This window comes from Bacillus chungangensis (genome assembly GCF_030812995.1).
GTDB lineage: Bacteria > Bacillota > Bacilli > Bacillales > Bacillaceae_C > Bacillus_CF > Bacillus_CF chungangensis.
Genome location: NZ_JAUSTT010000009.1, coordinates 58062 through 83656, shown reverse-complemented (window position 1 = coordinate 83656; position 25595 = coordinate 58062). Strand labels below are relative to the sequence as shown.

The window sequence follows — 25595 nt, the reverse complement described above, 5'->3', positions numbered from 1 at the left end:
CATCCCATCTATTATTTCAAATCCTTTCACATTTTACCACAATTTACTTCTGTTATAAGAACATTCGTTTGTATATAATAAGAACGAAAGTTCGTTATGAGGTGATAAAGTGAAGAAAAACAAATTAACCCCAGGATACAATCTAATGTGGGAATCAAGCCGTATTATGCTGCCTGAACATGTAGCAGGTTTGCATAAGCTTGCGGAAGAGCAAAGAAAAGTTGACAAACCTATATTAGATATTTCCCAAATTGAAGAGAATGAAAATAAAATACATGTGGCAATGGAATTTAGTGATGAAGTGAAAATCACATTTTTTGAAGTTGGCTTTATAAGTGAGGTGCATGGTCGCATTCATTATTTGGATCAGATTAAAAAAGAGATTAGAGTAATAGACAGAGAAGGCGAGATACAGTACATAAAGTTTGAAGATATACTTGCAGTTGAAATATTGGATTAAATATTTTAAAGTATTAAGCGTAGAATATAACAGCGGAATCACCTTGTTTTTTATCCGACCACATGATCACATTTTGACCACAAAATATCCGATTAAAAATGAAAAAGAGCGGATATTATTTTTTTGTTTTTTTGATTACACAATAAATTATTTTAAATATGAATACATCTGAAAAAAATTGAAAATCCTTCCCAAAACGGGGCATGTGGAGTGTGTGGCGTTGATGTCAAGGGTAGAGAAATAGGGTTACTCAAAGCATTGATAAATAAAGGATTTTTGAGGTTAGAAGGATTTCTGTTTGTTGTTGAGCAGTGGCTTTTAACCTTGAAAATCCTTATTTTTATACATTTAGGAAACATGTCGACTAAGGAAATCGGCGGTAGGTTGAGGAGATAGAATGGATGATTTTGCAGGGTTGTGGAGATAGGATAGATGTAATAAAATATAATAAATAGCCTAATCATCATATAGAGCATTTTTAATATGTTGAGTAGTCATTTAATCGGATCGTATTTAAAAAGTGTATTTATGTGACTCAACAAATTTTGGTTTGTTACTATTACTATTTCACGGAGATGCAATATGACTAATAATCCAAAAGTGCATTTCATACCACCAAGACTACCAAAACGAGAAAAGCGTGTGGGTATATACTGTCGGGTTAGTTCAAATAGTGCTGAACAGTTAAACAGCCTGACAGCGCAAGTATCAGCATTGACAAAAATGGTAGCTGGTGTACCTCATTGGCTTCTTGTTGATATTTATATAGATATTGCCTCTAGTAAAACGGGATCATCCCGAAAAGAATTTACTCGTATGCTGGATGATTGCCAAGCCCACAACCTCGACATTATCCTAACGAAGAGCATCAGCCGATTTGGAAGAGATACAGTTGAAGTTTTAGAAGCTTTACATCAATTAAAGACCCTTAATATTCGTGTTATATTTGAGCAGGAAAGTTTGGATACCGCTGATACAGATAGCGCTCTAATGATTTCCATTATTGAGTCTATTGCACAGGCGGAAAATGAATCTAGAAGCGATAATATCAAATGGGGGATCAAGCAACGGGCTGCTCAGGGTACCTCAAAGCTGTATAACAGAAAATGCTATGGTTATAAGAATGGTAGTGATGGAAGTTTAATCATCGATGATGCCGAGGCTAAAAATGTTCAGCTGATATTTGACATTTATCTTCAAGGTAAAAGTATTATAGGAATAATAAAGGAGCTAGAAGAATTAGGAATCAAAACACCAACAGGAAAAGACAAATGGAGCAAAAGAACAATTGATGTAATGTTAAGCAATGAGAAATATATAGGTGTCGTAAGGTTGCTAAACTCTGGAAAGAATGAGGTTCATTATGTATCTGAAAATAATAACCCACCTATCATTTCTAAAGAAAAATTCAAGGCGGTACAAATTGAGAAATCACGACGTAGTAATATTATAAAAGGTGAAGTAGGAAACCAGAGAAAGAGTAAAAAATATAGTTCAAAAAAACACCAGTGTGGTGAATTATGGAAAGAATGATAATACAATTTGGGGACAGGATTATAAAAATGATGAATAAAAAGCGTTATGGAGAAATTCATTGGAGTATCGATAAAAAGAAAGAATACAGGGAATTTCAAAATGCTACTGAAGCACAAGACTGGGGAATGGCACATTATAAAAATTGGGCAGATCAATATATGAAAGTTATGCAGATGGCAAAAAATATAGTGAAAAATAGTCTTTATATCGCACCGTTAGAGTGTTATTGCGGTTATTCGTATCGGCAGATAAATGAATTTTTAAGATATGATAGTGACAATGAAAATCATACATATAGGGAATTATCAGATATCTTATCAATTGTTTTATGCAGTGCTCCAAGGATTCCCTGCAATTTAGTATTGTACAGAATGGTCAACGATGAGTTTATAAATATGTTTGTTGCAGAGAACAAAAGAGATATGCCAACGCCTGTACAAGAAAAAGGATTTATGAGTACAAGCTTACTTAAGAATATTGCAAATGAAGATGAACCATATGCAGCGGGGAACAATCTATTGAAAATATATATACCCAAAGATACTATTGGTGTTTATGTTAATGCGGTGACAAGACGAAGTGAAGAAGAAATGTTATTGTTTCCAAATATGTTTTTAGGATTAGCTTCTTATCCATATTATGATCAGGAAAGTGGAAAAAAGGTTTTTGAATGTCAGTTGATAAATTTCTATATATGAAAATAAAACTGTTTTTTCTATTTGAAACGAAAATAGCCTAATCGAAATGTAAAATGTTGAGAGGATAGGATGGATTTCAAACCCGCTTAAACACAGCAATTGTTCTACATTTATGCAAAATTTATAATAGTCTAAAAATTTCATGTCGAGTGTGTTGTCTAGATGTCAAGGGTGTAGAAATAGAAGGGCTGAAAAAGCTCGGTATCATTTGTAAGAACGATAATTTCTTTTTTTACATCGATATGATCACGGGTACTATGACGAATCCAATATTCTTTGTGTAATCCCTTCTCCCAACAATCTACCGGCTTGTTCAAAATGTCGTGAAATATCAAATTCTGATACGGTCATAGTCTGGGTTGCCTCATCAAAGGAATATGCATTGTCTCCATACTCAAATATCAGTGTGCCAAGAGCAAAACCAGTAATTGACGCCCCTCGGGTGTTGTTGAGACGAAAATGTCTGACTGGTTTTATACAGATCAGTTGCTGCGCCATCTGAAGTCTTTCAGTGATGAAAAATATAAAGTTATGATAACTTTAGCACCTGAGTTAATGAAATCAGAAAAGAAAATAGAGTTCGAAGAGCATTTGAAGGCATATAACGCCACACAGACATATCCGGTAATGCACGTTAATACTACCTTCGAAGAGATTATTGATGCGATACGAGATGTTATTGATGACAGAGATTATGAAATGCAAGAGGTTCTGGACGATTACCTGAATTATTGCTATAACGACAAGTTAATTATTGTTTCAGATTCGTGGAAGCGTATGAGAGTGCAACTGGCAGGTACCACATTTAATTTTAATGTTAGTGAAAATCTTTTACTATGACAATATTGAACGTGGATTTAGTGCACATGACTATCTTGGGCTGTATAAAGAAAAAAGTGTGAGGGCTGTTGGAAAAATCACTGCAATCATTACAGCAGTTACTACGGAAGATGGCATTGAGTATAAAGCTGAACTTGGAGAACTTTCAGACGATAGGAAGCAGCAAATCTGTAAGACCATTGAAGATGGGAGAAATTATGGATATGTGCTGTCTGCAAATAGATATTTCTTTGTTGATAAATTCTATGAAACAGACTTTAAGAAGATAACACCTAGAGCACCAATGGGTACACAAGTTTTTGATTTGTCCCAGATTCTTGAGACCGAGCAGTTACCTGAAACACCGGAAATTGCTGAGCTTCTTAAGTCCAAGACATGGGGTTAAAAACAGGAGGAATGAATATGTATTTGGTGTCATTGGAAGAACGACGAGCCAGAAGTAATGAAATAAAACTTGTAACTGCTGCTTTGTATGAAGCAAAAGTTAAGGACGAAGAAATCCTGCGAGTATTGATGAAGGTATGTGATGCAGATACAGAGCAAGCGACTATTGCGTTTCGTAATGAAAAGTTCATGCTGTACCCTTGTAGAGAATTGTATCAATGACCTGATTCTTGAAAAAGGCTTTGAAGAACATGATGCTGATGTGTTTATACACAATAAAGCTAAACGCGCGTTGGCTGATAACAGGGAGCTAAGTAAATTATCACCAGCTAAATTGTTTGACGCTATTAATAAGGGTATTTAATTACTTTGTTTAAGGTGGTGATGATGTGATGTATAAATTTAAAAAGTGTGCTCTATGTGGTGCAGAGACTAACTTGGAGTTGAGCCACATCGTTCCGAAAATGGTTATGCGGACGCTTAAAAAAACCGCCGCAGGTAACATCAGGAATTCTGAAAATCCGAATATCCCTGCCCAGGATAGCGAAAAGCATTATATGCTCTGCGGGAGCTGCGAGGATTTATTCAGTGAAAAAGAGACGTACTTTGCAAACACTCTCTTTCATCCATATATAAAAAAGGAAAAGACGAAATTTGATTATGACAGCAAGCTTTTTTATTTCCTCACATCCTTGAGCTGGAGAAGCCTTTACTTAGATCTGATCGACTTCGTAGAAAACCATGTGGTCGGCATTGATGCCTTGGAACACTTAATATCTTGTGAAAAGATTATGAAAGACTATTTGCTTAACAGCCGAAACGATATCGAAGCCATCGAGCATCACATATTTTTCTTTGATGAGATAAGGGAAATCACAGGCAATACTGAGATGGCTGAGTTAAGACCACATGTAACATTCCACAGGGGCATAATCAGCTATACCTTTTGCTTCGAGGATGATGGCACATATGGAACTATCACGAATATGATGGGTATCATACTCATTACCCTTTATAAAAAAGGCAGCCGGGAAAAATGGGAAAGAACACAAATTCTAAACGGTATTGGCAGTATAGAAGCAAAAGACCAGCTAATAACCAGTGTAGTCGGAAACGAATTCATGAACATCCTAAAAACAACTCAGTCTGCCTCGAATTCCATAAGTGAAAAACAAATGGGAAAAATCGTTGAGAACCTAAAAAATAAGGCAGACAAAATCAAAGTCTATCCGGTATTCCAAGATTGGCTGAGCGACCGTGAGTTACATAACAAATAAGGTATAACGTTGATATATTCCCAAGAAACCTAAAACCGTTGATATGTTCCCGTCTACCGATAGCCCCAAAAACGCAGTGGATATGTTTCCGAGAACGGACATACTCAAATGACATTCATTCTGTCCTCTTGAGCCGTGTGGAGTGTGTGGCGTTGATGACCTTGATATAACAAGGTTTTTATGCAAGGTATGTCGTCATTGACCACATTTTGACCACATACCTTGCTAAAAGTCTATTGTGAAATATATTTTTCAAACAAATCGACAGTTTTTTCTTTCATCACATCCGTAACATGAGTGTAAACATCACCAGTCGTTTTTATGCTACTATGGCCTAAGCGATCTTGTACCTCTTTTAAAGACATACCAGCTTCCAGACATGTGGAGACTATTGTGTTGATACAACGAGCAGATATGTAGAAATCCTTTGTTTTACGCACTTTTTCAAACATATCATCTTCACAGGTGAGGGTGATAAAATCAGAAATAAGGTCATTAAAAACTATATCAATGTTTCTGTGGTGGTTGATATAGAGTGTGGGGATACAAGAAAATAAAGATTGAGAATCAAAGGGGTACTGTGAAAATGGTACTCCTTTTCTCTTAATTTAGACGTTCAGAAATGAGCGTCTTTTTTCTTGCTCAAAAATCAGAAGGGAAGTGATAGCCATGCCGCAATCAAAATAACCGGAGCGTCCACCGCCCAAATTACATTTTGAAAGTCAGCCAGATAAAAACTGGCAGGAATACTCCTTATTCTGCTTAATTGCCCGTTACCTGTCTGAATGGGATTTGTCAAGGGTGCGAAGCAACGCCTGCCCTTGATAATTTGCTTTTCTTGCTGCTTTTATAGCTTGGCCGAAAGCCTTAAAGTCATACTTCTCAACTATACGCTTCATAATATTTCACCCTATTACATTTTACTGTTCACCTTATGTCCTGTATATTTCCGTCAAAAGAAATATAATAAAATGATGGAGGTGTTATGCGTGGATTATATAACGACAAAAGAAGCAGCGAAAAATTGGGGAATCACAGACAGAATGGTATTGTACCATTGCTCTGCCGGGCGGATTAAGGGAGCTAAAAAAATGGGAAATACATGGCTTGTTCCGGTTGACGCTGAAAAACCGGCTGACGGACGATACAGGAGCAGTAAAGTAAAGGATGGTGAAAATAAATGAAACGGATATTTTTGGTTGAGGACGATAAGGCAATCGCCAGAAACCTTATGCTTCTGCTTCGCTCGGAGGGATTTACAGTCACTCACGCCCCTACGCGGAGTGAAGCCCTTGCCGCGCTTGCCGGGAATAAATTTGACTTGGCGTTGATTGATATTTCTTTGCCTGACGGAAATGGCTTTACGGTTTGCACGGAAATCAAAGAAACGCAAGATGTTCCCGTTATCTTTCTGACGGCTTCCGGCGATGAGGCGAGTGTTGTTACCGGACTGAACATGGGCGCGGACGACTATATCACCAAGCCTTTTCGTCCGCGTGAATTGATTGCGCGAATTGGAACCGCCTTGCGAAAAAGCGGGCGTTCCGGGTCGGATTTTGAAATTCGCGGGCTTCATGTCGATACGGCAAGCGGCATTGTGAAAAAAAACGGCAACGAGGTTTTCCTTTCAGCATTAGAATACCGCTTGTTGCTGGTGTTTATTAGCAACCCAAAAAGTATTATCACGAGGGGCAGGCTACTTGACGAATTGTGGGACGCGGCGGGCGAGTTTGTCAATGACAATACACTGACCGTGTACATCAAACGCTTGCGGGAGAAGATAGAGAACGACCCAGCAAGCCCGCAAATTATTCTGACCGTTCGCGGGACGGGGTATAGATTGGGGGGCGAGTATGCTTCGGAATAGAGAGTTTCGACAGTTTGTCATTTTGTTCTCCTTAATGGCCACCGCCGCTGTAATGCTGGGATTTGCAATCAATACGGCGGCGGGAATCCTTGCCATTGCTTCTGCCGTCGCCTTTGGCACAGCGTTTTTCGCGTTTACCAAAGCCCGATACAAAAGCATTGCACGGATTTCAAATCAAATCGATCTTGTGCTTCATAATGCTGACCATCTGTATATTGGTGAATCGGACGAGGGCGAACTTTCCATTCTACACAGCGAGATAACAAAAATGACGTTGCGCATTCGGGAGCAAAACGACGCGCTGAAAAAAGAAAAAGAACATCTTGCCGATTCGCTGGCCGACATAGCCCACCAACTCCGAACGCCGCTCACATCCGCGAACCTCATTCTGTCATTGTTAGCGAATAACCCTGATGAAAACGAGCGGAAAGCATTTGTGCGGGAAACAGAGGAATTACTTGTGCGGATGGATTGGCTGATTACTTCCCTACTAAAATTATCCCGCTTGGATGCGGGCATTGTGGTGTTCCAAAGCGAGCAGATAGATGTAAACAACTTGATATGCGCCGCGCTTCGCCCGTTCCTAATCCCAATGGAACTGCGCGATATTGATGTGCAAATAGACGCACCGAAAGGGATGATTATTCAGGGCGATTCAGGTTGGCTTTCGGAAGCAATTCAAAATATCCTCAAAAATTGCATAGAAAGCGTAGGCGAGAACGGGAAGATTGAGATTGTCTGCACGGACAACCCACTGTTTACCGAGATTGCCATCCACGACAGCGGCGCGGGCTTTGAAAAAGAAGATTTACCCTCCCTGTTTGACAGGTTTTATCGTGGGAAAAACCCAAACGCTACAGGATACGGGATTGGATTAGCTCTCTGCAAGATGATTATAACACGGCAGGGAGGGACGATTACCGCAAAAAATCACCCGCAGGGCGGCGCGATATTTGCCATACGTTTCCCAAAGTGACGAATCTCTCACCTGAAAGTCACAGAGATGTAAGTTGAAGGTTCTATTATATGGGTAAACCATGATAAAGGAGACTTACATAATGGAGTTCTTAAAAATTGAAAATCTATGCAAGGTCTACGGCAAGGGGGAAAACCAAGTTACCGCGCTTGACCATGTTTCTCTTACAATCGAAAAGGGGGAGTTTACCGCAATCATCGGCTCCTCCGGCTCCGGCAAATCCACATTGCTTCACATCATCGGCGGCGTGGACGTGCCGACAAGCGGAAAAGTGTATTTGAACGGGCAGGATGTATATGCCCAAAGCAATGAAAAACTCGCCATTTTCCGCAGGCGGCAGGTCGGACTGATTTACCAGTTTCACAACCTCATTCCCACTCTGAATGTGGTGGAAAACATCACCTTGCCTATCCTGATGGACAAGCGGAAGGTCAACGAGGAACGGCTGAATGACCTGCTCGAAATGCTTGGGTTGCAAGACCGCAAAACGCATTTACCCAATCAGCTTTCGGGCGGTCAGCAACAGCGGGTTTCCATAGGACGCGCTTTGATGAACGCCCCGGCGGTCATGCTTGCCGACGAACCCACGGGCAGTTTGGACAGCCGAAATGGACATGAAATCATCAAACTGCTGAAAGAAAGCAATAAAAAATATGGGCAGACCCTGCTCCTCGTCACCCATGACGAAAATATCGCCCTGCAAGCAGACCGTATTATCGGCATATCAGACGGCAAAGTAGTGCGAGACGAGAGGGTGCGGCCATGAACATTTTCAACAAAGTTACCCTGCAAGGCATGAAAAAAAGCCGCACACGAACCATTGTCACGATTATCGGAGTTGTTCTGTCCGCCGCCATGATCACAGCCGTAGCCACTTTTGGCGTTTCCCTGCTGAACTATATGACAAACGGCGCGATCCAGAAATACGGCGATTGGCACGTTGAGTTTTTGGACGTCCCTTCTTCTTTCGTACAGGAACGAACCCACGACGAGGGAGTCGCTAACACCGCGGCATTGGAAAATATCGGCTACGCAACGCTTGACGGCGGTAAAAACCCCAACAAGCCGTATCTTTTTATAGCCGGATTTAGCAAGGAAGCTTTTAATACTTTGCCCATCAACCTGATGTCCGGCAGGCTGCCTGAAAACAGCGGGGAGATTCTTGTTTCGGGGAGCGTCGCAGCAAACGGCGGCGTTAAATTCTCGGTGGGCGACACGCTTTCACTTGCTGTCGGAAGCCGCATGGACGGAAACAAAAATCTCGGTCAACACGACCCTTACATTTCCGGGAAAGAAACTCTTGTGCCAAAAGCCGAGAGAACTTACACGGTTGTCGGTATCTACCAAAGACCTGGCTTTGAGGAATCTTCCGCGCCGGGATATACCTTGATAACGAAAGCAGATGCAAAAGACAAAGCGGACAGCTTCAGCCTATTTGTCACGCTTAAAAACCCGCGTGGGGTTCACGCTTATGCAAGCAGCACAGCCGTAACCGAAGCTTATGTCTTTAACGATAATGTGTTGCGCTTCATGGGTCTTTCGGATGATAATTTGTTCAACACGCTCCTGTACGCGGTTGGCGGCATTGTGGTCGCCATCATCATGATAGGCTCGATTTTTCTGATTTATAACGCATTCACCATCTCGCTGAACGAACGCACACGACAGTTCGGGATTCTCTCGTCGGTTGGAGCCACAGCGAGGCAGCTGCGAAATTCGGTGCTGTTTGAGGGGCTTTGTATCGGTGCGGTCGGCATACCGATTGGCGTTATTGTCGGCCTAGGCAGCATCGGGCTTGTGATTTCCGTTGTCGCCAAGAATTTTGGGGACATTCTCTACAGCAACGTTCCTTTAACCTTGACGGTGTCCATCCCCGCGATTGTCGGCGCGGCGGCGGTCAGCATGGTTACGATTCTGATTTCGGCCTATATCCCGGCTCGCAAGGCCGCAAGCTCTCCCGTGATGGAGAGTATTCGCCAGACGAACGAGGTAAAAATCGAATCCAAAGCCGTGAAAACTTCAAAGCTCGCGGAGCGTATTTACGGCTTGGAAGGTACTCTTGCGCTAAAGAATTTTAAAAGAAACAAGAAACGCTATCGCAGCATTGTGCTATCCCTTGTTTTAAGCGTAGTGCTATTTATATCGGCCAGTGCTTTTGTAACGGATATGAAACAGGCGTCGGAGCAGGCAGTAGAGTTTACTACCTATGACATCGGTTTTGCCACACAGGACATGGACGATAGTGAAATGTTGCAGCTTTACGACAAACTAAAAACCGCCGATGGTGTTTATGAAAGCTCGTATCAAGCGCTTATGACGTATTCATGCGCTGCCAAAGCAAGCGATCTTTCAGACGATTACTGGGAATACGCGGGTTCACATTCGCCGGACGAAACGGTTAATCTGCCAATGGACATCCAGTTTCTTGATGACAGCGCCTATCTGAATATTATCAAAGGCTTGGGCTTGCCTGCAGAGGAATATACCGGGCAAAATGCGAAAATGATCGCCGTTGCCAAAATGCAAGGCCAAAGCAATCGGGTGGAGGAGGTTGACCAGCTTAGTGATATGTTCACGAGTTCTTCCATGAGTTTTACCATCGCTCCCGAAACAAATGGCGAGCCGAAGACGGAACAGGGGCAAAACGTAAGCATTACGTTTGTCAATACCGTGCCGCCTGATACACTCCCGATCCTAGGAAACTCCGGGTCGAAAAATCCGTTCTTTTTTAGGGTGATGGCCCCCCATTCGCTCAAAGAGAAGTTTGAAACCGCCGATACCCATGTGGATGTTAAGGGCATGACCTTTCGCTCAAAGAATCCCACACAGTCGACGGCTGAAATGAAAACGATGATTCAGGGGGAGGGAATTACAGCCGAGTACAACCTGTTCAATAGCTATGACATGATGGATGAGAACCGCAATTACATCTTCATTGCCAACGTGTTCGCGTATACTTTTATCATTATGATTTCGCTGATTGCGGTTGCCAATGTGTTCAACACAATTTCCACAAATATCAAGCTGCGCCGGCGGGAGCTTGCCATGCTCCGCTCTGTGGGGATGTCCGACCACGATTTCAATAAAATGATGCGCTTTGAGTGTGCCTTTTATGGCATGAGGGCGTTGCTTTTCGGGCTTCCCATAGCGGCAGTCTCTTCCTGGCTGATTTACAAAGGGATGTTCATCGGCGGAGCGGAAGGTATCGATTTTGTGTTGCCGTGGGCCAGTATCGGAATCAGCGTGTTCAGCGTGCTCTTTGTGGTGTTCATTACAATGCTGTATGCCATTAGCAAGATAAAAAGAGAAAATATTATTGACGCGCTTCGGGATGACATGACTTGATTCAAAACCGATAATTGACTTGATATAAAATCAAAAAAACATCTAGTTCAAGTGATTCGCAATCATCCCGAAAGGCGATTTAGACATTGAAATACAGAATCCATCCTACACAAGTAATGTAAATTACAAAGGAGTGCTACCCTACGTTAATAAAAAAACGCCGTTGTGGCAGATGATGTTTTGCGGCCAAAATGTGGCCATGCGACGGTTTTGAAATAACAATCAAAACCGCCGTTTTCCTTTTTCAAAATTGGAAATTCGGTTGGGTGTATTAAAGTCGCCCATTTTTTAGGACATGACGGTATCAAGGAGGTATCAGCATGTCCGTTTTTTATTATCATTCATACCCTAATTTTTATTACTCATTAAAAAAAGTTTATACTCATAAATAGGATATTCTGGCTATAAATATGAACACACACATCATGATGTAATTGTTAATAATTCCCTTATGCCCGGTTGCGCTATGCTGCCGGGCTTTTTTCGTTTTTCTCAAAAGTTTTTCTGTGGGAAATGCAACTGGCAGCCCTTTCGTGTCGGGACTTAGTGCGAAAGGGGGAAAAGTAGCAGCACTCACTCTCTTTCATGGCAAGAAAGGGGGTGAGAAACTATGAAGCCATCTCTTTTCAGACTACTATTGAAAACCAGTTTGATTACATCTCCAAGTGTGCTATAGACGACGAACGCAAGGACTACATGAAAATCCTGTCCAGACAGTCCAAACGGGAAATATCATTTTCTGTATGGGTGATTACCTCGTCAGTCAGTTTTCAGTCGTATACAGTTAGGCTTGCCCACTCATTTTTTGATTTTTGACGAGTACACTTCGTGTGATTGGAAAAGAAAGTACAAAAGTCATAAGTAAATTAAAACAAATTGTTATGCTTGGTCGGCAAAGTTGTTTCTTCCTTATCCTTGCTTATTAGCGCCCAGACGCAAAATATCTGGAGATGGAATTCGCGATCAGTTCAATTTTAGGGTTGCTTTAGGCAGAATGAGTGAGCTTGCTACGGGATGATGGTAGATGATTGGCTTTTTGATTATTGCCTTAATTGCCGTTGGTTTGGTCTATAATGCTAGTGGTGTTAAGGATGTACTGCTGAACCTATTCAATAGAATTATAGGCGCTTAAATGTTACAATTTATAGGCAAGCATTTGATTAATGGTAAATTGCAAAACTTAAATTATATGAAGAGTGTTGTGTCTCATGAAATAAAACTGTCATGTGCATGATTATGAAATTACTTATTTCAACAAACGGGCCATTTAACGGAATAATTAAGGGAGGATGTATCATGACCAAACATCAGATTTATACAATGAGTGTCGCAAGAGTCTATCCCCATTATATTTCGAAAGCAGAGAAAAAAGGGCGTACAAAATCAGAAGTCGATGAAATCATCCGTTGGTTGACAGGATATAGCCAGGAAGAGTTAGAAGTACAACTGGAAAAACAGACAGACTTTGAGACCTTCTTTGCGGAAGCTCCCCTATTGAATCCTTCACGTGCTTTGATCAAAGGTGTAGTATGCGGCGTCCGAGTGGAAGATATCGAAGAACCAACGATGCAGGAAATTCGCTATTTGGATAAGCTAATCGATGAGTTAGCAAAGGGAAAAGCGATGGAGAAGATTTTGCGGAAATAATAATTAAAAACGAAGAAACACTGTTTCCATTTATATAGCTTTATTTTTAAGTATTGTGGAAAATGTTCATAACATTTTCCGATTACCCAAATAATTTAACGATAGTTAGAACAATAGATTCTCAAAAATAACGATATTAACATACTTCTAATTGAAAAAAATCATCTTATAAAAAACAGCTAACTTTAAACAGTTGGCTGTTTTTTTATTGCCTATTACCAATAGAAAGGATGATAAATACAGATGGAAATGAAAGTCTATATAGCGAACCTCAGAAAATAATAACGAAGGTGAATTGGTTGATGCTTGGTTTACGCCACCGATTGATATGGAAGACGTAAAAGAACGCATCACTTTAAACGGCGAATATAAGGAATTTGCTATTCATCATTACGAGTTACCTTTTGAAGTGGATGAATATACACCGCTTTCCGAGATCAATCGGTTATGTACCATGGTGAAAGAGTTAGAAGGTTCCCCGATTTATCATGAACTCTCTGAAATTCAATGCTACTGGTTTGATAGTTTGGAAGAATTACTAGAGCATCGAGAGGACATTATTTGTTATTCCGATTGTGAAGATATGGAAGATGTGGCTCGCTACTATGTATTTCTGTGAATGAAGAAGAAGCAGAAAAATTTCAAATAAAACAGTTTACTGGGCGATAGAGAGCGAGAGGAGAGAAAATTCACTGAAAGAAAATGTATTGACCCGTCATGCTTAAGTTAAATTAATGATTGGAGCAGAGCAGCCTTTTAGAGATTATCCGTTTTTTTGCGAGCAAGTCGAATGAACAATCGTAGGTTTATCGATCCTGGCCAGCTGGGGCGACCTCGATCGCAGCTCCGATAGGCAGCACTTTATCTTCAGCTTGTCTTCTGCCCCTTGGCGGTTCAGCGCTGAAGTGGCAAGGGATCAAACTCCTTCTGGAGACCGATGCCAAAATACATCGGCTGCAGGATGCAGTTTTTTTCCGTTTGGTATATTATGGAGGTTAAGCGCAAGGAAGTCGATTACTAGCTGATCTCAGACCTAGGTGCCCATCGGAACCACCTGCTGTATCGTATGACCATAGCTTCTTCTCAGGATATTTCTTCTCTTTGCGGGTTTAATGACACTGCTTAGAAAAGCCCGTTATCCAAGATCCACCACTCTATTTCTAACCGCAAGTTGTATTGCTGAACTGACGAGGGTAGCGCCCAAATTGTCGTCATGTTCGGATATGAGTACTGATGACGTTACGGACAGGGTCCAAGATGTTATTTCCATCTCTCTAGAAAACAGAAAATTGCGTCAAACAAGTTTCAAAAAATACTATACGAGGTGATGTAATAAGTGAAAAAGTTAATCGAATTCAAAAAAGTAACGAAAGAATACAAAATAGGAGAAGTGCTAATCAAGGCTCTTGATGGTGTTGATTTTTCCATATCAGAAGGTGAATTTGTCGTTATTTTAGGTGCAAGTGGTGCCGGTAAAAGTACCATTTTGAATATACTTGGCGGTATGGATACGGCTACCTCAGGTCAAGTGTTTGTTGGTGATCAAGAAATAACAAGATTCAACGAAAAAAAATTAACAGAATATCGTGGAGAGAAAGTTGGCTTTGTATTTCAATTCTATAACTTAATTCCGAATTTAACCGCTCTAGAAAATGTTGAATTTGCCACTGAAGTATGTAAAAACTATCTAGATGCTGAAGATATTTTACATAAAGTTGGATTAACAAATCGTATGAAAAACTTCCCTTCCCAGCTCTCTGGAGGAGAACAACAAAGAGTTGCGATAGCTAGAGCTGTTACCAAAAATCCTTTACTTCTACTCTGCGATGAACCAACCGGAGCTTTGGATTATGTTACAGGCAAGTCCGTCTTAAAGCTTCTTCAAGATTTGAACAGGGAAACGAAAAAGTGCGTCGTTTTAGTCACCCATAATTCCGCAATCGCTCCTATGGCCGATAAAATTATTAAGGTTAAAAGTGGAATGATCGAAAGCGTTGCGATTAATGAGGAAAAACAAAGCGTTGAAGGGATTGAGTGGTAATGATGAAATTATTTTTGAAGTTGTTAAGAGATATTAAACAATCTCTCGTTCAATTTATAGCCTTAGCTTTGATTATCGCAGTAGGAGCTTTTTTCTATGCAGGGCTGAATAGCTATAGCAATAAGCATCGTGCTTATACGGAGGCTTACTTTAAAGAACATAATTTAAGCGACTTAAATGTATATTACGGTCAAATTTCCAAAGATGATGTGGCTAGTTTAAGTGTAATTGAAGGGATCAACAAAATAGAAGGACGTTATACCTTTGATGCGACGCAAACCTTTGAAGGTTATAAAGCTTCCTTAAAAGTCCATTCGATTCCTGTAAACAATGAAATCAACACGCCTACTATGATTGAGGGCAGTATCCCGTCAAAAAAGGATGAGATCTTATTGGATTCCCATTATGCCAAAGAACATCATTATCAGGTCGGTGATACGATCAGTTTAAATACAAATGGAAGAGATGTTAAGTTTACAGTTAGCGGCTTGGGTGAGAATGTTGAATATGTAAAAAAGAACTCCACACAAGACCATAAAACCTACGGGGTAGCTTATATTGCCGAAGAAACTATACCTGAGATCTCAGATAGCTTTTACTATAATGAAATGATCATTGATGCTAAAGAAGGATACGATATTGAAAAATTAGGCAAATCCATTGAAGGACAATCCAAACAACTTCCTTATTTAGACCAAGTAAGTAAAGAACGGTCTTTCGGTTATTCTCAAATTAATCAAACAATTTATAATAATAATATGATGAGTAAGGTTATACCTCTCGTTCTCTTTTTGATTTCAGCTATCATCCTATTTCTTATCATGTCGAGGACGATCGATTCTCAACGAAATCAAGTAGGTATGATGAAGGCTTTGGGTATAAAGAACAGAAACATCATGCTTCATTACATGGGATACCCTGTGCTTGTAGGTATAGTAGGCTCAATCATAGGTTGTGCCCTTGCCGCTAAAGTATTTATTCCATTAGTAACTGCGTCGAGTGCAAAGTCCTACTCTCTGCCTGGCATTACATTTTCACTTTCTTGGTTTTCGATTATACCGCCCATCATCTTCTCTAGCGCTTTTGGACTCCTGGCAGTTTACTTAAGCGGCAGAACCATATTAAAAGAATGTGCGGCTCAGGCGATGCGTCCTAAACCGCCAAAGAAGATGAAAAAGCTGCTTATAGAAAGAATTCCGGGTATTTGGAATCGTATTTCCTACAGTTACAAACTCATTTTGAGAAATATATTTTTAAATAAACAAAAAGCTTTAGCGAGCTCAATTGGTGTTGTTGTAAGCACTGTGTTATTGATAACTGCTTTGGGCACTCAATCGGCCTTGCTAAAAATAGCGAACCAAATTGAAGATGTTTTTACCTATGATATAAGAGTAGATTATAAGATAGGAACATCTTCAGATACGTTGCAACTACCCTCCGGCATTAAAAATAGTTATTTTTTATCCACCTTTCCTGTTGAATTTATAAAAGAGGATGAAAAAGAAAATGCCACTTTAGTTGTGACGGAAAAAGAAAACAATCTTATTCATTTCTTTGACGAAAATGACAATAGGACATCTTTAGAAAATAATGGTGTCCTGGTACCCAAATCTTATGCCGACAACTATCAAATTGTAGAAGGGGATATCATTAAATTAAAGTTCACAGCACCAGAGCTTAAAAATAAATCTGTGGATATGAAGGTTTTAAATATATCTACCCAGTACACGAACCCATCGTTTTATATCACACCAGCCTATTTGAATAGCTTTGACATCGACTACAGTCCAGCCTCGCTTTTGGTTGAAGCCAATAACTCTGCAGATCTTATAAGCGTTCGTAACTTCTTTGAACAGGATCATCATGTTGATACAATTGCAGACAAGACTGATCTAAAGAAATCGGCTCAATATATTTTGAAACAAAACAGCTTTATGTTTATTATGTTTATCATTTGTGCCGTCGTACTCTCTTTTGGCGCCATATACACGATATCTTCCATAAACATTTATGAAAGGAATCGCGAGCTTGCAACGCTTAAGGTATTGGGCTATCAAAAAAATAAAATAAACAGACTTATATTTTTTGAAAACATGATACTAACCACATTTGCGGTAATTGTAGCCGTACCTATCAGCGTCAATTTTTATGCAATTGTTGTAAAGGCACTGTCTAGTACCCATCAACAAATCCCGGATAATTTAAATATTTTTATCATGCTGGTATCTATTCTTCTTGCATTCTTGCTTACCATTCTATCTAACTTACTACTTAGGAGAAAAGTTACAAAAATAAATATGATTGAATCATTAAAAAGTATAGAATAAAATTTTTAATGAGATGGGACAAAATGGGCTGTTTCACCCTGCTACGAAAGTAACCCTGCCGATATGGCGACTATACTCGTCAAATGGAAACAGCTTGGTAACGCGTTGCAATCGGTTCGTTTCTCTTCTACGGTTGGGCATTGGGCAGAAGGAAGAATCGTAACAGTAATCGAGAAGGGATTCTGTTCGGATCAGCCTCTGACGCGAGCAGAAGCTGTGATTCCGTTCATCCGATTGACAGGTAGAGGCCTGATTGCAGGAATGCTGCAGCAAGTATGGTCAGACGTGATTGGGCTTTCTCTGAGATCATGGAAGCCACTGTACCGTATGAGGCAGTAAAGCAGGGGGATGAACGGAAGTTATCGAGAAGCAATAGAAAAACGAAATGAAACAAAAAGCCAGGTATTCGGCTGAGGTTGAGTGTATTCCTTAGATTAGACATTGGAAAAAACCGCTAGACGAAACTAAACTAGAACGGAGAAAGCTTTTCTGGGTTTCATAAAATGAAAGTAAATCTGTTAACTAGACTATAACCCTCGATGTGTGTCTGCGGGAACATATCGAGGGCATATTTTTGTGCAAATTTTGATCCTAAAAGTAGGTAGGGTTGAGTATTACTCAAAAGCAAATATGTTGATATGGATCATCATATGAGCTGGATCACTGAACAGGAAAAGAACAAACTCAGGCTGTTGTTGATATTATTATTCGAGATTTCTTATGGAGTGAACTGCCTGAAAGTAAAGATGATCGACTACTAAATGAGTACCCCCCGTAAGATTTATGATTACATATACTCTTATCCTGCAGCGTAAAAACAATGAATAATCGAAATAGAGGATCAGTCATATCAAGCGCGGTGCTTGTCCATGATGGGTCCTATTTATTTTTATAGAAAATTTTTATTCCTGTCGAAGAGGTGGTGGTGGCTATGTTTGCGCTAATTTAATCTGATAATTTAAAAAAGCCAATTCGATCGTAAGAGCTAAATAAACAGGTGCATGGTAACCCCGGCCCAAATATTCGAAAACACCTCCATAAGACTAAGAAATGGGGGTAGACAGTTGAAGATAGAAGGGAAACAAGCCATTGTTGCCGAATGCAGAGCCAGCGATATGACAGCAAAGGAATGGTGTGAATTAAAGGGCATTAAATACACTCGGTATGTCACCTGAGCCACAACAGTGAACCGTGGAAACCAAAAGGATGCACCAACAGCGGGCTGATGTTCTTTAGGTAGATAATATTTGAGTTTTTGATGTTGTAGGAGACTCAATTATAGTAATATATGATACAGGATAGCTAGAATCGGCTGTGTTTTATACTTAAAAAGTTTAGAAATAGAAAAGGGGTGATTTTTATGGCATTAATATTAATTGTTGAGGATGAAATGCCTATCAATATTTTAATTAACAGAAATCTAGAACTAGTAGGTCATGAGTGTGTATCAGTATATGATGGTGAAGCTGTGCTTGAAATCATACAAAAGTACACTTTTGATTTAATATTATTGGATATAATGCTACCTAAAATGAATGGTTATGAAGTTTTAGAGATAATAAAAGAAATGGACATACCTGTTATCTTTCTTACATCAAAAAGCTCTCTTTCAGACCGAGTTAAGGGTCTGACATTAGGTGCTGACGATTATATTGTAAAACCTTTTGAAATGTTAGAGTTACAAGCAAGAGTTGAAGCTGTGCTTCGTCGAACAAATAAAGAGCAAAAGTTTTTTGTACTGAATAATATTCGAATAGATTTAGATGGTCGACAAGCCTTTCTTAATAATGAATTGGTTGATATTACCCCGCAAGAGTTTGATTTGCTGGTGACTTTGATTAGAAACCGTAATATTGCTCTTTCACGTGAGAAGCTATTGAGGTTGGCATGGGGCTATGATTTTGAAGGTGACACAAGAACGGTTGATGTTCATATCACAAAGTTGAGAAAAAAACTGGGTTTAGATAATTACATAAAGACAGTATATAAATTGGGATATAGACTGGAGGTGTTGGATTGAAGTTCAGAACATTTATTGCAACCTTTACTTTATTTTTGATAGTATTCTTCTCTAGCCTATTTTTTATTTCAGTTTTTATTTTTAACAATCAGATGAATATTATAAAGGAACGTGGAATAAATGAACATTATTTTATTTCATCATCTTTCGGTAAGGATCTTATGGCTATAGTTGACAGGGGAGGGAATTTAGACGATGCATTAGAGCAGCTTTTTAATTTCTATACGGAGTATTATCAAAAACAAGGTGTGTTTTTAGAATTACTTTCCCAAGGGAAAATTATATATAGCAATTTGCCAGAACGTTCAGGCGAATTAACATCTTATTCTATTGAGTCTGGTATTAGAAAGGCCACTTTTCATCATATAGATGATCGTGTTTACTTTAAGATCGTTGGAGAGTTGCCGGGAACAGATAATAGATTTAGCATCCAGTATCTTCATGATATCTCTGATAACTTAAAAACATGGCAGAAAACACAGCGTATTTTATTGCTAGTTGGCATCATATTTACTATTATTTTAGCGGCCAGCCTTCAATTGATTCTCAGTCGTGTTTTTGAACCACTAGATATGGTATCTACGGCATCAAGAAAAATTGCTAATGGACAATATGATGATCGTATTATCGTGTCTGGTCGTCATGAACTTGCTGAAATGGCGGGGAGTTTCAATAACATGGCAGAGGAAATTCAACGTCGTATTACCCAATTAGCAGAGGCGTCTGAGCAGAAACAGCAATTTGTAGATAACTTAGCTCATGAGATACGTACCCCTCTTACTTCAGTTTATGGATTTGCTGAATATATCCTGAAGGCCAACATTAGCGATAAAGAAAAAATATTTGCAGCCAGTTATATTATGTCTGAGAGCCAATACATGCTCAATATATCAAACCGACTTTTAGAGTTAGCCACATTAAGGAATCAGTTAATTAAAATGAAAGTAGTCGATGTAAACAGTCTATTCGAACACTCACAGAAATCTCTTGCAGCAAAATTGGCGGAAAATCAAATATCACTTAAATGGAAGATTGATATTGATTCTCTCTATGGGGATAAGGATTTACTACAAAGTTTGCTCGTCAATTTTACTGATAATGCTATAAAAGCCTGTAATCCTGGAGGGGTTATTGTATGGAATGCCTACATTGAAAATGGCTGTAGAGTTTTATCTGTTCGGGATAATGGTTGGGGTATTCCACAAAATGAAATCAATAAATTAAGAGAACCGTTTTATCGGGTGGATAAATCACGCAATCGGGCAAAAGGTGGTGTAGGACTTGGGCTTTCTATCTGTGAACAAATAGCTCATTGTCATAATGCTGTACTTTCAATTGAATCATTGCCCAAGGTTGGTACCACAGTAAAATTAACCTTTACAAGTTCATAACAAGTTTATAGTAACTCAATAATACTATGGGTTTATATTATATTTGTGTTTACCACTAAAATCAATTTTGAAAGGAGATTTATTTTATGAAACAAACAGTGGGAAAAAAGAAAAAAAGTACCTGGAAAACAGTAGTTGTAAGTGCAGCGGCTATTACTTTATGTAGTACGGTTTTTATAGGGGCGAACAATGTAGCAATGGCAATGGCATTGGATAAGGAGGAATCCATTTCTACAACGTACAACGTTAGCAATACATTTATTGATAAAGCTGAAGACTATGTAAAAGCTGATTACCAAGTTTTAGAAAACAAGGTTATGCGATCTATAAACTCTGGTGCATTGCCTGTGGATCAGGCAGCTGAAATTGGAGCTCAATATCTGTGGAATATGTTTAAAGTGGATCTAAGCGGCAAGACAATCTATATGTCCTTTTTCATTGATTCTGATGTCGCCAAAGCATATTGGAAAGGTGACATTGTGGAACCGGATAGTGATATTTCAGATGCAACGCCCACCTATAGCTTTGTCGTAGAAGCTATATCTGGTGCCGGAGTCTCTGCATCAAAAAAATATGAGAAAAAGGAAACAACTGTACCTTTTGATCCTGAAAAACTTAGGGAAGAGTATAGAAATAATTGTGATGAATACTTAGAGTTAGCAAAACAGTTTTCAGAAAAACATTCTGGAGTTAAAGCAACTATGGCGGAGTTTAAGGATATATCTGCAAACATTGATGGAAGCAGTATTGACCATAAAAACCCCGGTAATTATAGTAGGGCCTATGAAGTATTTGTTCAGGTTATCGTAACGGATGAACAAGGGCAAAAAACAGAAGTCACAATATCAACAGACAGTAAAACTCTTCAATCTATTAATACTATTGATCCTAATAGAAAAAATAATGAGTTTCATCTTGGTTAATAACAAATGTTTCTCAAAAATGACTGATTTATATCAGTCATTTTTCCTTAGTCCAAATACATAGCACTTAAAAAGTTTCCTATATCTTTTAACCCATGTGGATCGCTACTTTTTATATTTATATGATTCTCTTATCCGAGATACGTAAAGGATACGTGCAAAAATTATTAATTTCTAAGAGAGTATTTGCCTTTCCTGCAGCTTTACATATTCTTTAGATATTTATAAGAGATAATTGAGAAGGTTAGGTCTAAATAGTAAATAAATCATAGACGCTTTCAATTTCCCTTATTATAATTTATATTATAATCCAGCAAAGAATTGTAATATACTGAGAGGATTTTAATTAGCAAGGGAGGCAAAAATGTGAAACTAAAAGTTTTAGTAGATAACAATACATACATTGACCAATATTATTTTTGAAAGGTACTCAGATCTTAAGACAAGACTCTATAGACTTTTTCATATAATTAACGAGTGACGCCAAACATGGGTGTTTGTATCAGAGGGTGATAAAATCAGAAATAAGGAGTGGAATCTAATCATAATTGGCATATTTTTTTGCTGTCCGCCAATTAATTCCTAAAGTTATTGATATCATATTGAGCGATAAGGATTTCTGATTTCGTAAAAGTTTGATACAATTAATTTCAGACATTGCTAGCATTTCTTTCAAAACCTCCACTATAAATTGTTTTGAACATCAATTACAGTAGAGAAATTTGAGAAGGCAGGCAAGTCTTTTTTTCTATAACTCGTTACTTCTATTTTGTACTAAACACTACTAGATTTGTAATAAAATAATGAATGAATCGGAGGCGCATGTTATGAAATGGTCTGTAGTACGTGAGCATTTCCCAGAACGTTGTGTCCTAGTAGAAGCTTTAAAATCAGAAACAAGAGGAAAAGAAAGAGTAATTGAAGAAATGTCAGTTATTGCTGACTTTGAAAACGGCAATGCAGCTTGGAAAGAATATAGAAAACTCCATGCGGAAAATCAAAATCGTGAATTATATATTTTTCATACAAATAATGAGGAAATTAAGGTAATTGAACAACCATATATAGGAGTACGAAGAAGAGTATGAAATTTGCGATCGACGACCAATTGTCCCTAGTTTCTGTTCAGATTGAATACAATGGAATAAAAAAAACATTTAGTAACGTGTTGCTTGATACTGGCTGCTCTTCAACTATTCTAGATACGGACTTATGAGAAGAAATTGGACTGATGCTTGATTTAAAAAATGCTATAACACGAAAAATGTATGGAATTGGCGGCACCGAAAATCTGTATTGAACAAAAAGTGAGCTGCTTGACAATAGATAAGTTCCAACTTAATGATTTTACCATACAGCTTGGTGATGTCAGGGAAATGCATGGATTTGACGGCATCATCGGTTGTGATTTTTTTCTTGCAAATAATTAATCATCGATTTTGAAGATATGGAAGTACGAAAAAACTAAGTTAAGGTAAACACTACTACATCTTTATTTATCTGCCATCACAATTCAAGCCATGTTGAGTGCATTTCACAGTTAGTTTTAATAATGGATTGAGGGGAAAGTTATAACCCCTTAACCTGCGTAAACTCATGGTAAATATTATCATATTTATTTTCAACAACTTCAATTTTCTCGACAAAACGTAGTACATCTCGGATGTTAATTAAATTAAACTCTAAAAAAACCTTTAAGTTGTTTAATGATGACAGAGTTTTTACTTGAAGATTTATTTCTCTCATTCAACCTGGCAATTATGCTTCTCAAAAAGTAGCAAGAAAAATAGGTATGAATTTAGAGAAGAAAATTGTATTAGGTGGACAAGACGTCAACGTATATTCAATTTAGAAATAATTTGTTCTTTAGTGCATTATTCGAAGAAACACGTTGATTAATGTGAAATATTTTACTGAATGTCTATATGTATTCTCCGTTCGCTTCCCTCACTTCGGAGGCTTCGTACCTTGCCCTATTTATAGTAATAACAATCCGGCTATTTCCATTTCGTATTGTTAAATATAAATACTTCAATATTCCTAATTTAAAACTAGGGGAGAAATCTTTGCAAGGACGTGTTTTAATGCTAAATAAACTAACATCAAATGTCTTTTACTTGTCTTTTAATCATGATACAGATCGACCAAATTTAGGATGTGTAGTCGGTCAAGATGCAGCGTTATTAATTGACGCAGGCAACTCGCCTATGCATGCGAAAAGTTTTTTAGATGATGTATCACATACCATTGATGTGCCGATAAAATATGTAGTCATTACACACTGGCATTGGGACCATGTTTTTGGTTTGCAGTCGTTACCATTTCATTCTATTGGGCATGAATTAACACAAGAAAAACTAAAGTGGATGCAAACTTTATCGTGGGAAGATGATGCACTAGATTTGCGTGTACAAACAGGAGAAGAGATTGCCTTTTGCCGTGATATGATTAAAAAGGAGATGCCAAGTCGTCTTGATTTAACCATCACATTATTAGCTGAAACATATAAGGATAAGTTAAAGATTGATTTAGGAAATCAGCTAGTAGAGCTTCATCATGTCGACAGTGATCATGCAAAAGATTCAACAATAATTTATATACCAAATGAAAAAGTATTATTTTTAGGTGACTGTTTAAGTCCTGATTTATATAGTGGTGAATGGAGTTATTCTTTAGGCAAGTTAGAGCGTCTACTTCATAAAATAAAAACATTTGAAGTGGATACTTATCTTGAAGGCCATCATATACCAGAACCGAAAGAAGAATTTTGGTCTTATTATAATGAATTACTAGCGATAGGAGCTATCGTTGCTCAAACGATGAACAAAGATAAAGCGTATGATTTGTTTTATCAGGAAAGAAAAATGAAACCAACGGAGGAACAACAAGAGCTCATTCAATACTTTGTGAATGGTAATAAAAAGGAGTCTACCTTTCAAAACGATAATTGATGAATAAAACCTTTAATATATAGGCTCTATTAAAGATTGTTGTTGGTATCGTAATGAAGGAGAAAGTGAAAACATACTCTGATGAAAGGTAGAACATTGGATAAGGAGGGATTGTATTTGTCTATAAAAGCAACTTTGAACAGTATAAGGAATAAATCATCTTCTTCATTAACAATACAGCAAAAGCTTTTACAAGTGTTGTTATCATTTGCCTTAGGAGTGTTTCTTGGTTTTATAGCCAAATATAGCGATACAATACCGTCAAATGGGTTAATTGGGGATATTTGGGGTACTATAAGTGACATAACCACCAGATTAGGTATTTGGATTTTGGTGGCTACCATTATTGCTATATTGAGCATTAATCCAAGAATCGCAGCAATAAAGGTTTTTACTTTCTTTAGCGGAATGTTGTTGACATATTACCTCTATTCGATGTGGTTATTTCATTTTTTTCCAACATATTATTTTATTCGTTGGGGTGTGATTGCGTTAGCATCGCCAATAGCAGCCTATATTGTGTGGTTTAGCAAAGGAAACGGATGGTTTTCAGCATTTTGTGCCTCAATGCCAATTGGATTGTTAGTTTCAGAGGGTTATCCGTTTTTTTATATGTTTGAAATAGCCTTTGTATTTGACATTTTATCTGCTATTATACTATTTCTAATCTTGTCACCAAATAAAAAACAATGTTTACGAATTTTTATATTTTTATTACCTATTGTGTTTATTCTTAGAAAATCAGATATTCTATTGTACCTATTTGGTGGTCTATAAAAATAGTTTTGAATTCTCTAAAGAATACCAATATGGGCTTGACACAGTAAGAACTTTCTTAGTATTAGAGATAAAAAAGAGAGTGTCTAATTCTATGGAAAAATGCTGTAGTTATCAATATTTTTTGAAAACCTT

The 25595-nt window shown here is 38.3% G+C and carries 24 protein-coding genes and 3 pseudogenes; 25 read left to right on the top strand and 2 right to left on the bottom strand.

What is annotated here, in order from left to right:
- The first annotated feature begins 109 nt into the window (after positions 1–109).
- From J2S08_RS08945 to J2S08_RS08915, 7 genes are all read left to right on the top strand, one after another.
- Positions 110–460 carry a YolD-like family protein gene (locus J2S08_RS08945; RefSeq protein ID WP_307228714.1) on the top strand — a complete coding sequence of 117 codons (351 nt, stop codon included), beginning with the start codon at positions 110–112 and terminating at the stop codon, positions 458–460.
- A 582-nt stretch (positions 461–1042) separates the two neighbouring features.
- Entirely contained in the window at positions 1043–1993 is a 951-nt protein-coding gene (locus J2S08_RS08940; RefSeq protein WP_307228712.1) for a recombinase family protein, read from the top strand.
- A 32-nt stretch (positions 1994–2025) separates the two neighbouring features.
- Positions 2026–2694 carry an ADP-ribosyltransferase gene (locus J2S08_RS08935; RefSeq protein ID WP_307228710.1) on the top strand — a complete coding sequence of 223 codons (669 nt, stop codon included), beginning with the start codon at positions 2026–2028 and terminating at the stop codon, positions 2692–2694.
- Between the two features lie 459 nt (positions 2695–3153).
- A complete protein-coding gene (locus J2S08_RS08930; RefSeq protein WP_307228708.1) occupies positions 3154–3534 on the top strand; it encodes a hypothetical protein in 381 nt (126 codons plus the stop codon).
- Positions 3509–3919 carry a hypothetical protein gene (locus J2S08_RS08925; protein WP_307228706.1) on the top strand — a complete coding sequence of 137 codons (411 nt, stop codon included), beginning with the start codon at positions 3509–3511 and terminating at the stop codon, positions 3917–3919. Before J2S08_RS08930 ends, J2S08_RS08925 begins: the two co-directional genes overlap by 26 nt.
- 17 nt (positions 3920–3936) lie before the next feature.
- Complete coding sequence (locus tag J2S08_RS08920; protein ID WP_307228705.1) at positions 3937–4140, top strand: hypothetical protein; 204 nt, start codon at positions 3937–3939, stop codon at positions 4138–4140.
- 170 nt (positions 4141–4310) lie between these two features.
- Positions 4311–5195: a hypothetical protein gene (locus J2S08_RS08915; RefSeq protein ID WP_307228703.1), complete on the top strand. Its 885-nt coding sequence runs from the start codon at positions 4311–4313 to the stop codon at positions 5193–5195.
- A gap of 233 nt (positions 5196–5428) precedes the next feature.
- On the opposite strand, the gene J2S08_RS08910 is transcribed toward J2S08_RS08915, so the two are convergent.
- The gene (locus J2S08_RS08910; protein ID WP_307228701.1) at positions 5429–5647 is read right to left on the bottom strand and encodes a tyrosine-type recombinase/integrase; all 219 of its coding nucleotides are present in this window, start codon (positions 5645–5647) and stop codon (positions 5429–5431) included.
- Positions 5648–5968: 321 nt separating this feature from the next.
- Positions 5969–6094: a hypothetical protein gene (locus tag J2S08_RS08905; protein ID WP_307228699.1), complete on the bottom strand. Its 126-nt coding sequence runs from the start codon at positions 6092–6094 to the stop codon at positions 5969–5971.
- Positions 6095–6184: 90 nt separating this feature from the next.
- Between J2S08_RS08905 and J2S08_RS08900 the strand changes: the two genes are divergently transcribed.
- The 18 genes and pseudogenes from J2S08_RS08900 (at position 6185) to J2S08_RS08810 (ending at position 25460) form a co-directional block, all read left to right on the top strand.
- Entirely contained in the window at positions 6185–6379 is a 195-nt protein-coding gene (locus J2S08_RS08900) for a helix-turn-helix domain-containing protein (RefSeq protein ID WP_307228698.1), read from the top strand.
- On the top strand, positions 6376–7062 hold the full coding sequence (locus J2S08_RS08895) for a response regulator transcription factor (protein WP_307228696.1): 687 nt from the start codon (positions 6376–6378) through the stop codon (positions 7060–7062). The genes J2S08_RS08900 and J2S08_RS08895 overlap by 4 nt, the downstream gene beginning before the upstream one ends.
- Entirely contained in the window at positions 7049–8038 is a 990-nt protein-coding gene (locus J2S08_RS08890; RefSeq protein ID WP_307228694.1) for a sensor histidine kinase, read from the top strand. The genes J2S08_RS08895 and J2S08_RS08890 overlap by 14 nt, the downstream gene beginning before the upstream one ends.
- Positions 8039–8120: 82 nt before the next feature.
- Positions 8121–8804, top strand: a complete 684-nt coding sequence (locus J2S08_RS08885; protein WP_307228692.1) for an ABC transporter ATP-binding protein — start codon at positions 8121–8123, stop codon at positions 8802–8804.
- Positions 8801–11383, top strand: coding sequence for an ABC transporter permease (locus J2S08_RS08880; RefSeq protein ID WP_307228690.1), 2583 nt, complete (start codon positions 8801–8803; stop codon positions 11381–11383). Before J2S08_RS08885 ends, J2S08_RS08880 begins: the two co-directional genes overlap by 4 nt.
- A gap of 585 nt (positions 11384–11968) precedes the next feature.
- A pseudogene (locus J2S08_RS08875) lies at positions 11969–12162 on the top strand (hypothetical protein); the annotation flags it as partial.
- A gap of 5 nt (positions 12163–12167) precedes the next feature.
- Positions 12168–12398, top strand: a pseudogene (locus J2S08_RS08870) (ATP-binding protein); the annotation flags it as partial.
- Positions 12399–12679: 281 nt separating this feature from the next.
- On the top strand, positions 12680–13030 hold the full coding sequence (locus J2S08_RS08860) for a DUF2200 domain-containing protein (RefSeq protein WP_307228688.1): 351 nt from the start codon (positions 12680–12682) through the stop codon (positions 13028–13030).
- Positions 13031–13273: 243 nt separating this feature from the next.
- A pseudogene (locus tag J2S08_RS08855) lies at positions 13274–13640 on the top strand (antirestriction protein ArdA); the annotation flags it as partial.
- A 726-nt stretch (positions 13641–14366) separates the two neighbouring features.
- Entirely contained in the window at positions 14367–15071 is a 705-nt protein-coding gene (locus tag J2S08_RS08850) for an ABC transporter ATP-binding protein (protein WP_307228686.1), read from the top strand.
- 2 nt (positions 15072–15073) lie between these two features.
- Positions 15074–17398: an ABC transporter permease gene (locus J2S08_RS08845; RefSeq protein ID WP_307228914.1), complete on the top strand. Its 2325-nt coding sequence runs from the start codon at positions 15074–15076 to the stop codon at positions 17396–17398.
- Positions 17399–17461: 63 nt separating this feature from the next.
- Complete coding sequence (locus J2S08_RS08840) at positions 17462–17737, top strand: hypothetical protein (protein ID WP_307228684.1); 276 nt, start codon at positions 17462–17464, stop codon at positions 17735–17737.
- 1021 nt (positions 17738–18758) lie between these two features.
- On the top strand, positions 18759–19418 hold the full coding sequence (locus J2S08_RS08835) for a response regulator transcription factor (RefSeq protein WP_307228682.1): 660 nt from the start codon (positions 18759–18761) through the stop codon (positions 19416–19418).
- Positions 19415–20809, top strand: coding sequence for a sensor histidine kinase (locus J2S08_RS08830; RefSeq protein WP_307228680.1), 1395 nt, complete (start codon positions 19415–19417; stop codon positions 20807–20809). The genes J2S08_RS08835 and J2S08_RS08830 overlap by 4 nt, the downstream gene beginning before the upstream one ends.
- An 86-nt stretch (positions 20810–20895) precedes the next feature.
- Entirely contained in the window at positions 20896–21732 is an 837-nt protein-coding gene (locus J2S08_RS08825) for a hypothetical protein (protein WP_307228678.1), read from the top strand.
- A gap of 827 nt (positions 21733–22559) precedes the next feature.
- Complete coding sequence (locus J2S08_RS08820; protein WP_307228676.1) at positions 22560–22820, top strand: hypothetical protein; 261 nt, start codon at positions 22560–22562, stop codon at positions 22818–22820.
- A gap of 978 nt (positions 22821–23798) precedes the next feature.
- Positions 23799–24683, top strand: coding sequence for an MBL fold metallo-hydrolase (locus J2S08_RS08815; RefSeq protein ID WP_307228675.1), 885 nt, complete (start codon positions 23799–23801; stop codon positions 24681–24683).
- Between the two features lie 117 nt (positions 24684–24800).
- Positions 24801–25460, top strand: a complete 660-nt coding sequence (locus J2S08_RS08810) for a DUF6518 family protein (protein ID WP_307228673.1) — start codon at positions 24801–24803, stop codon at positions 25458–25460.
- Positions 25461–25595 lie beyond the last annotated feature (135 nt).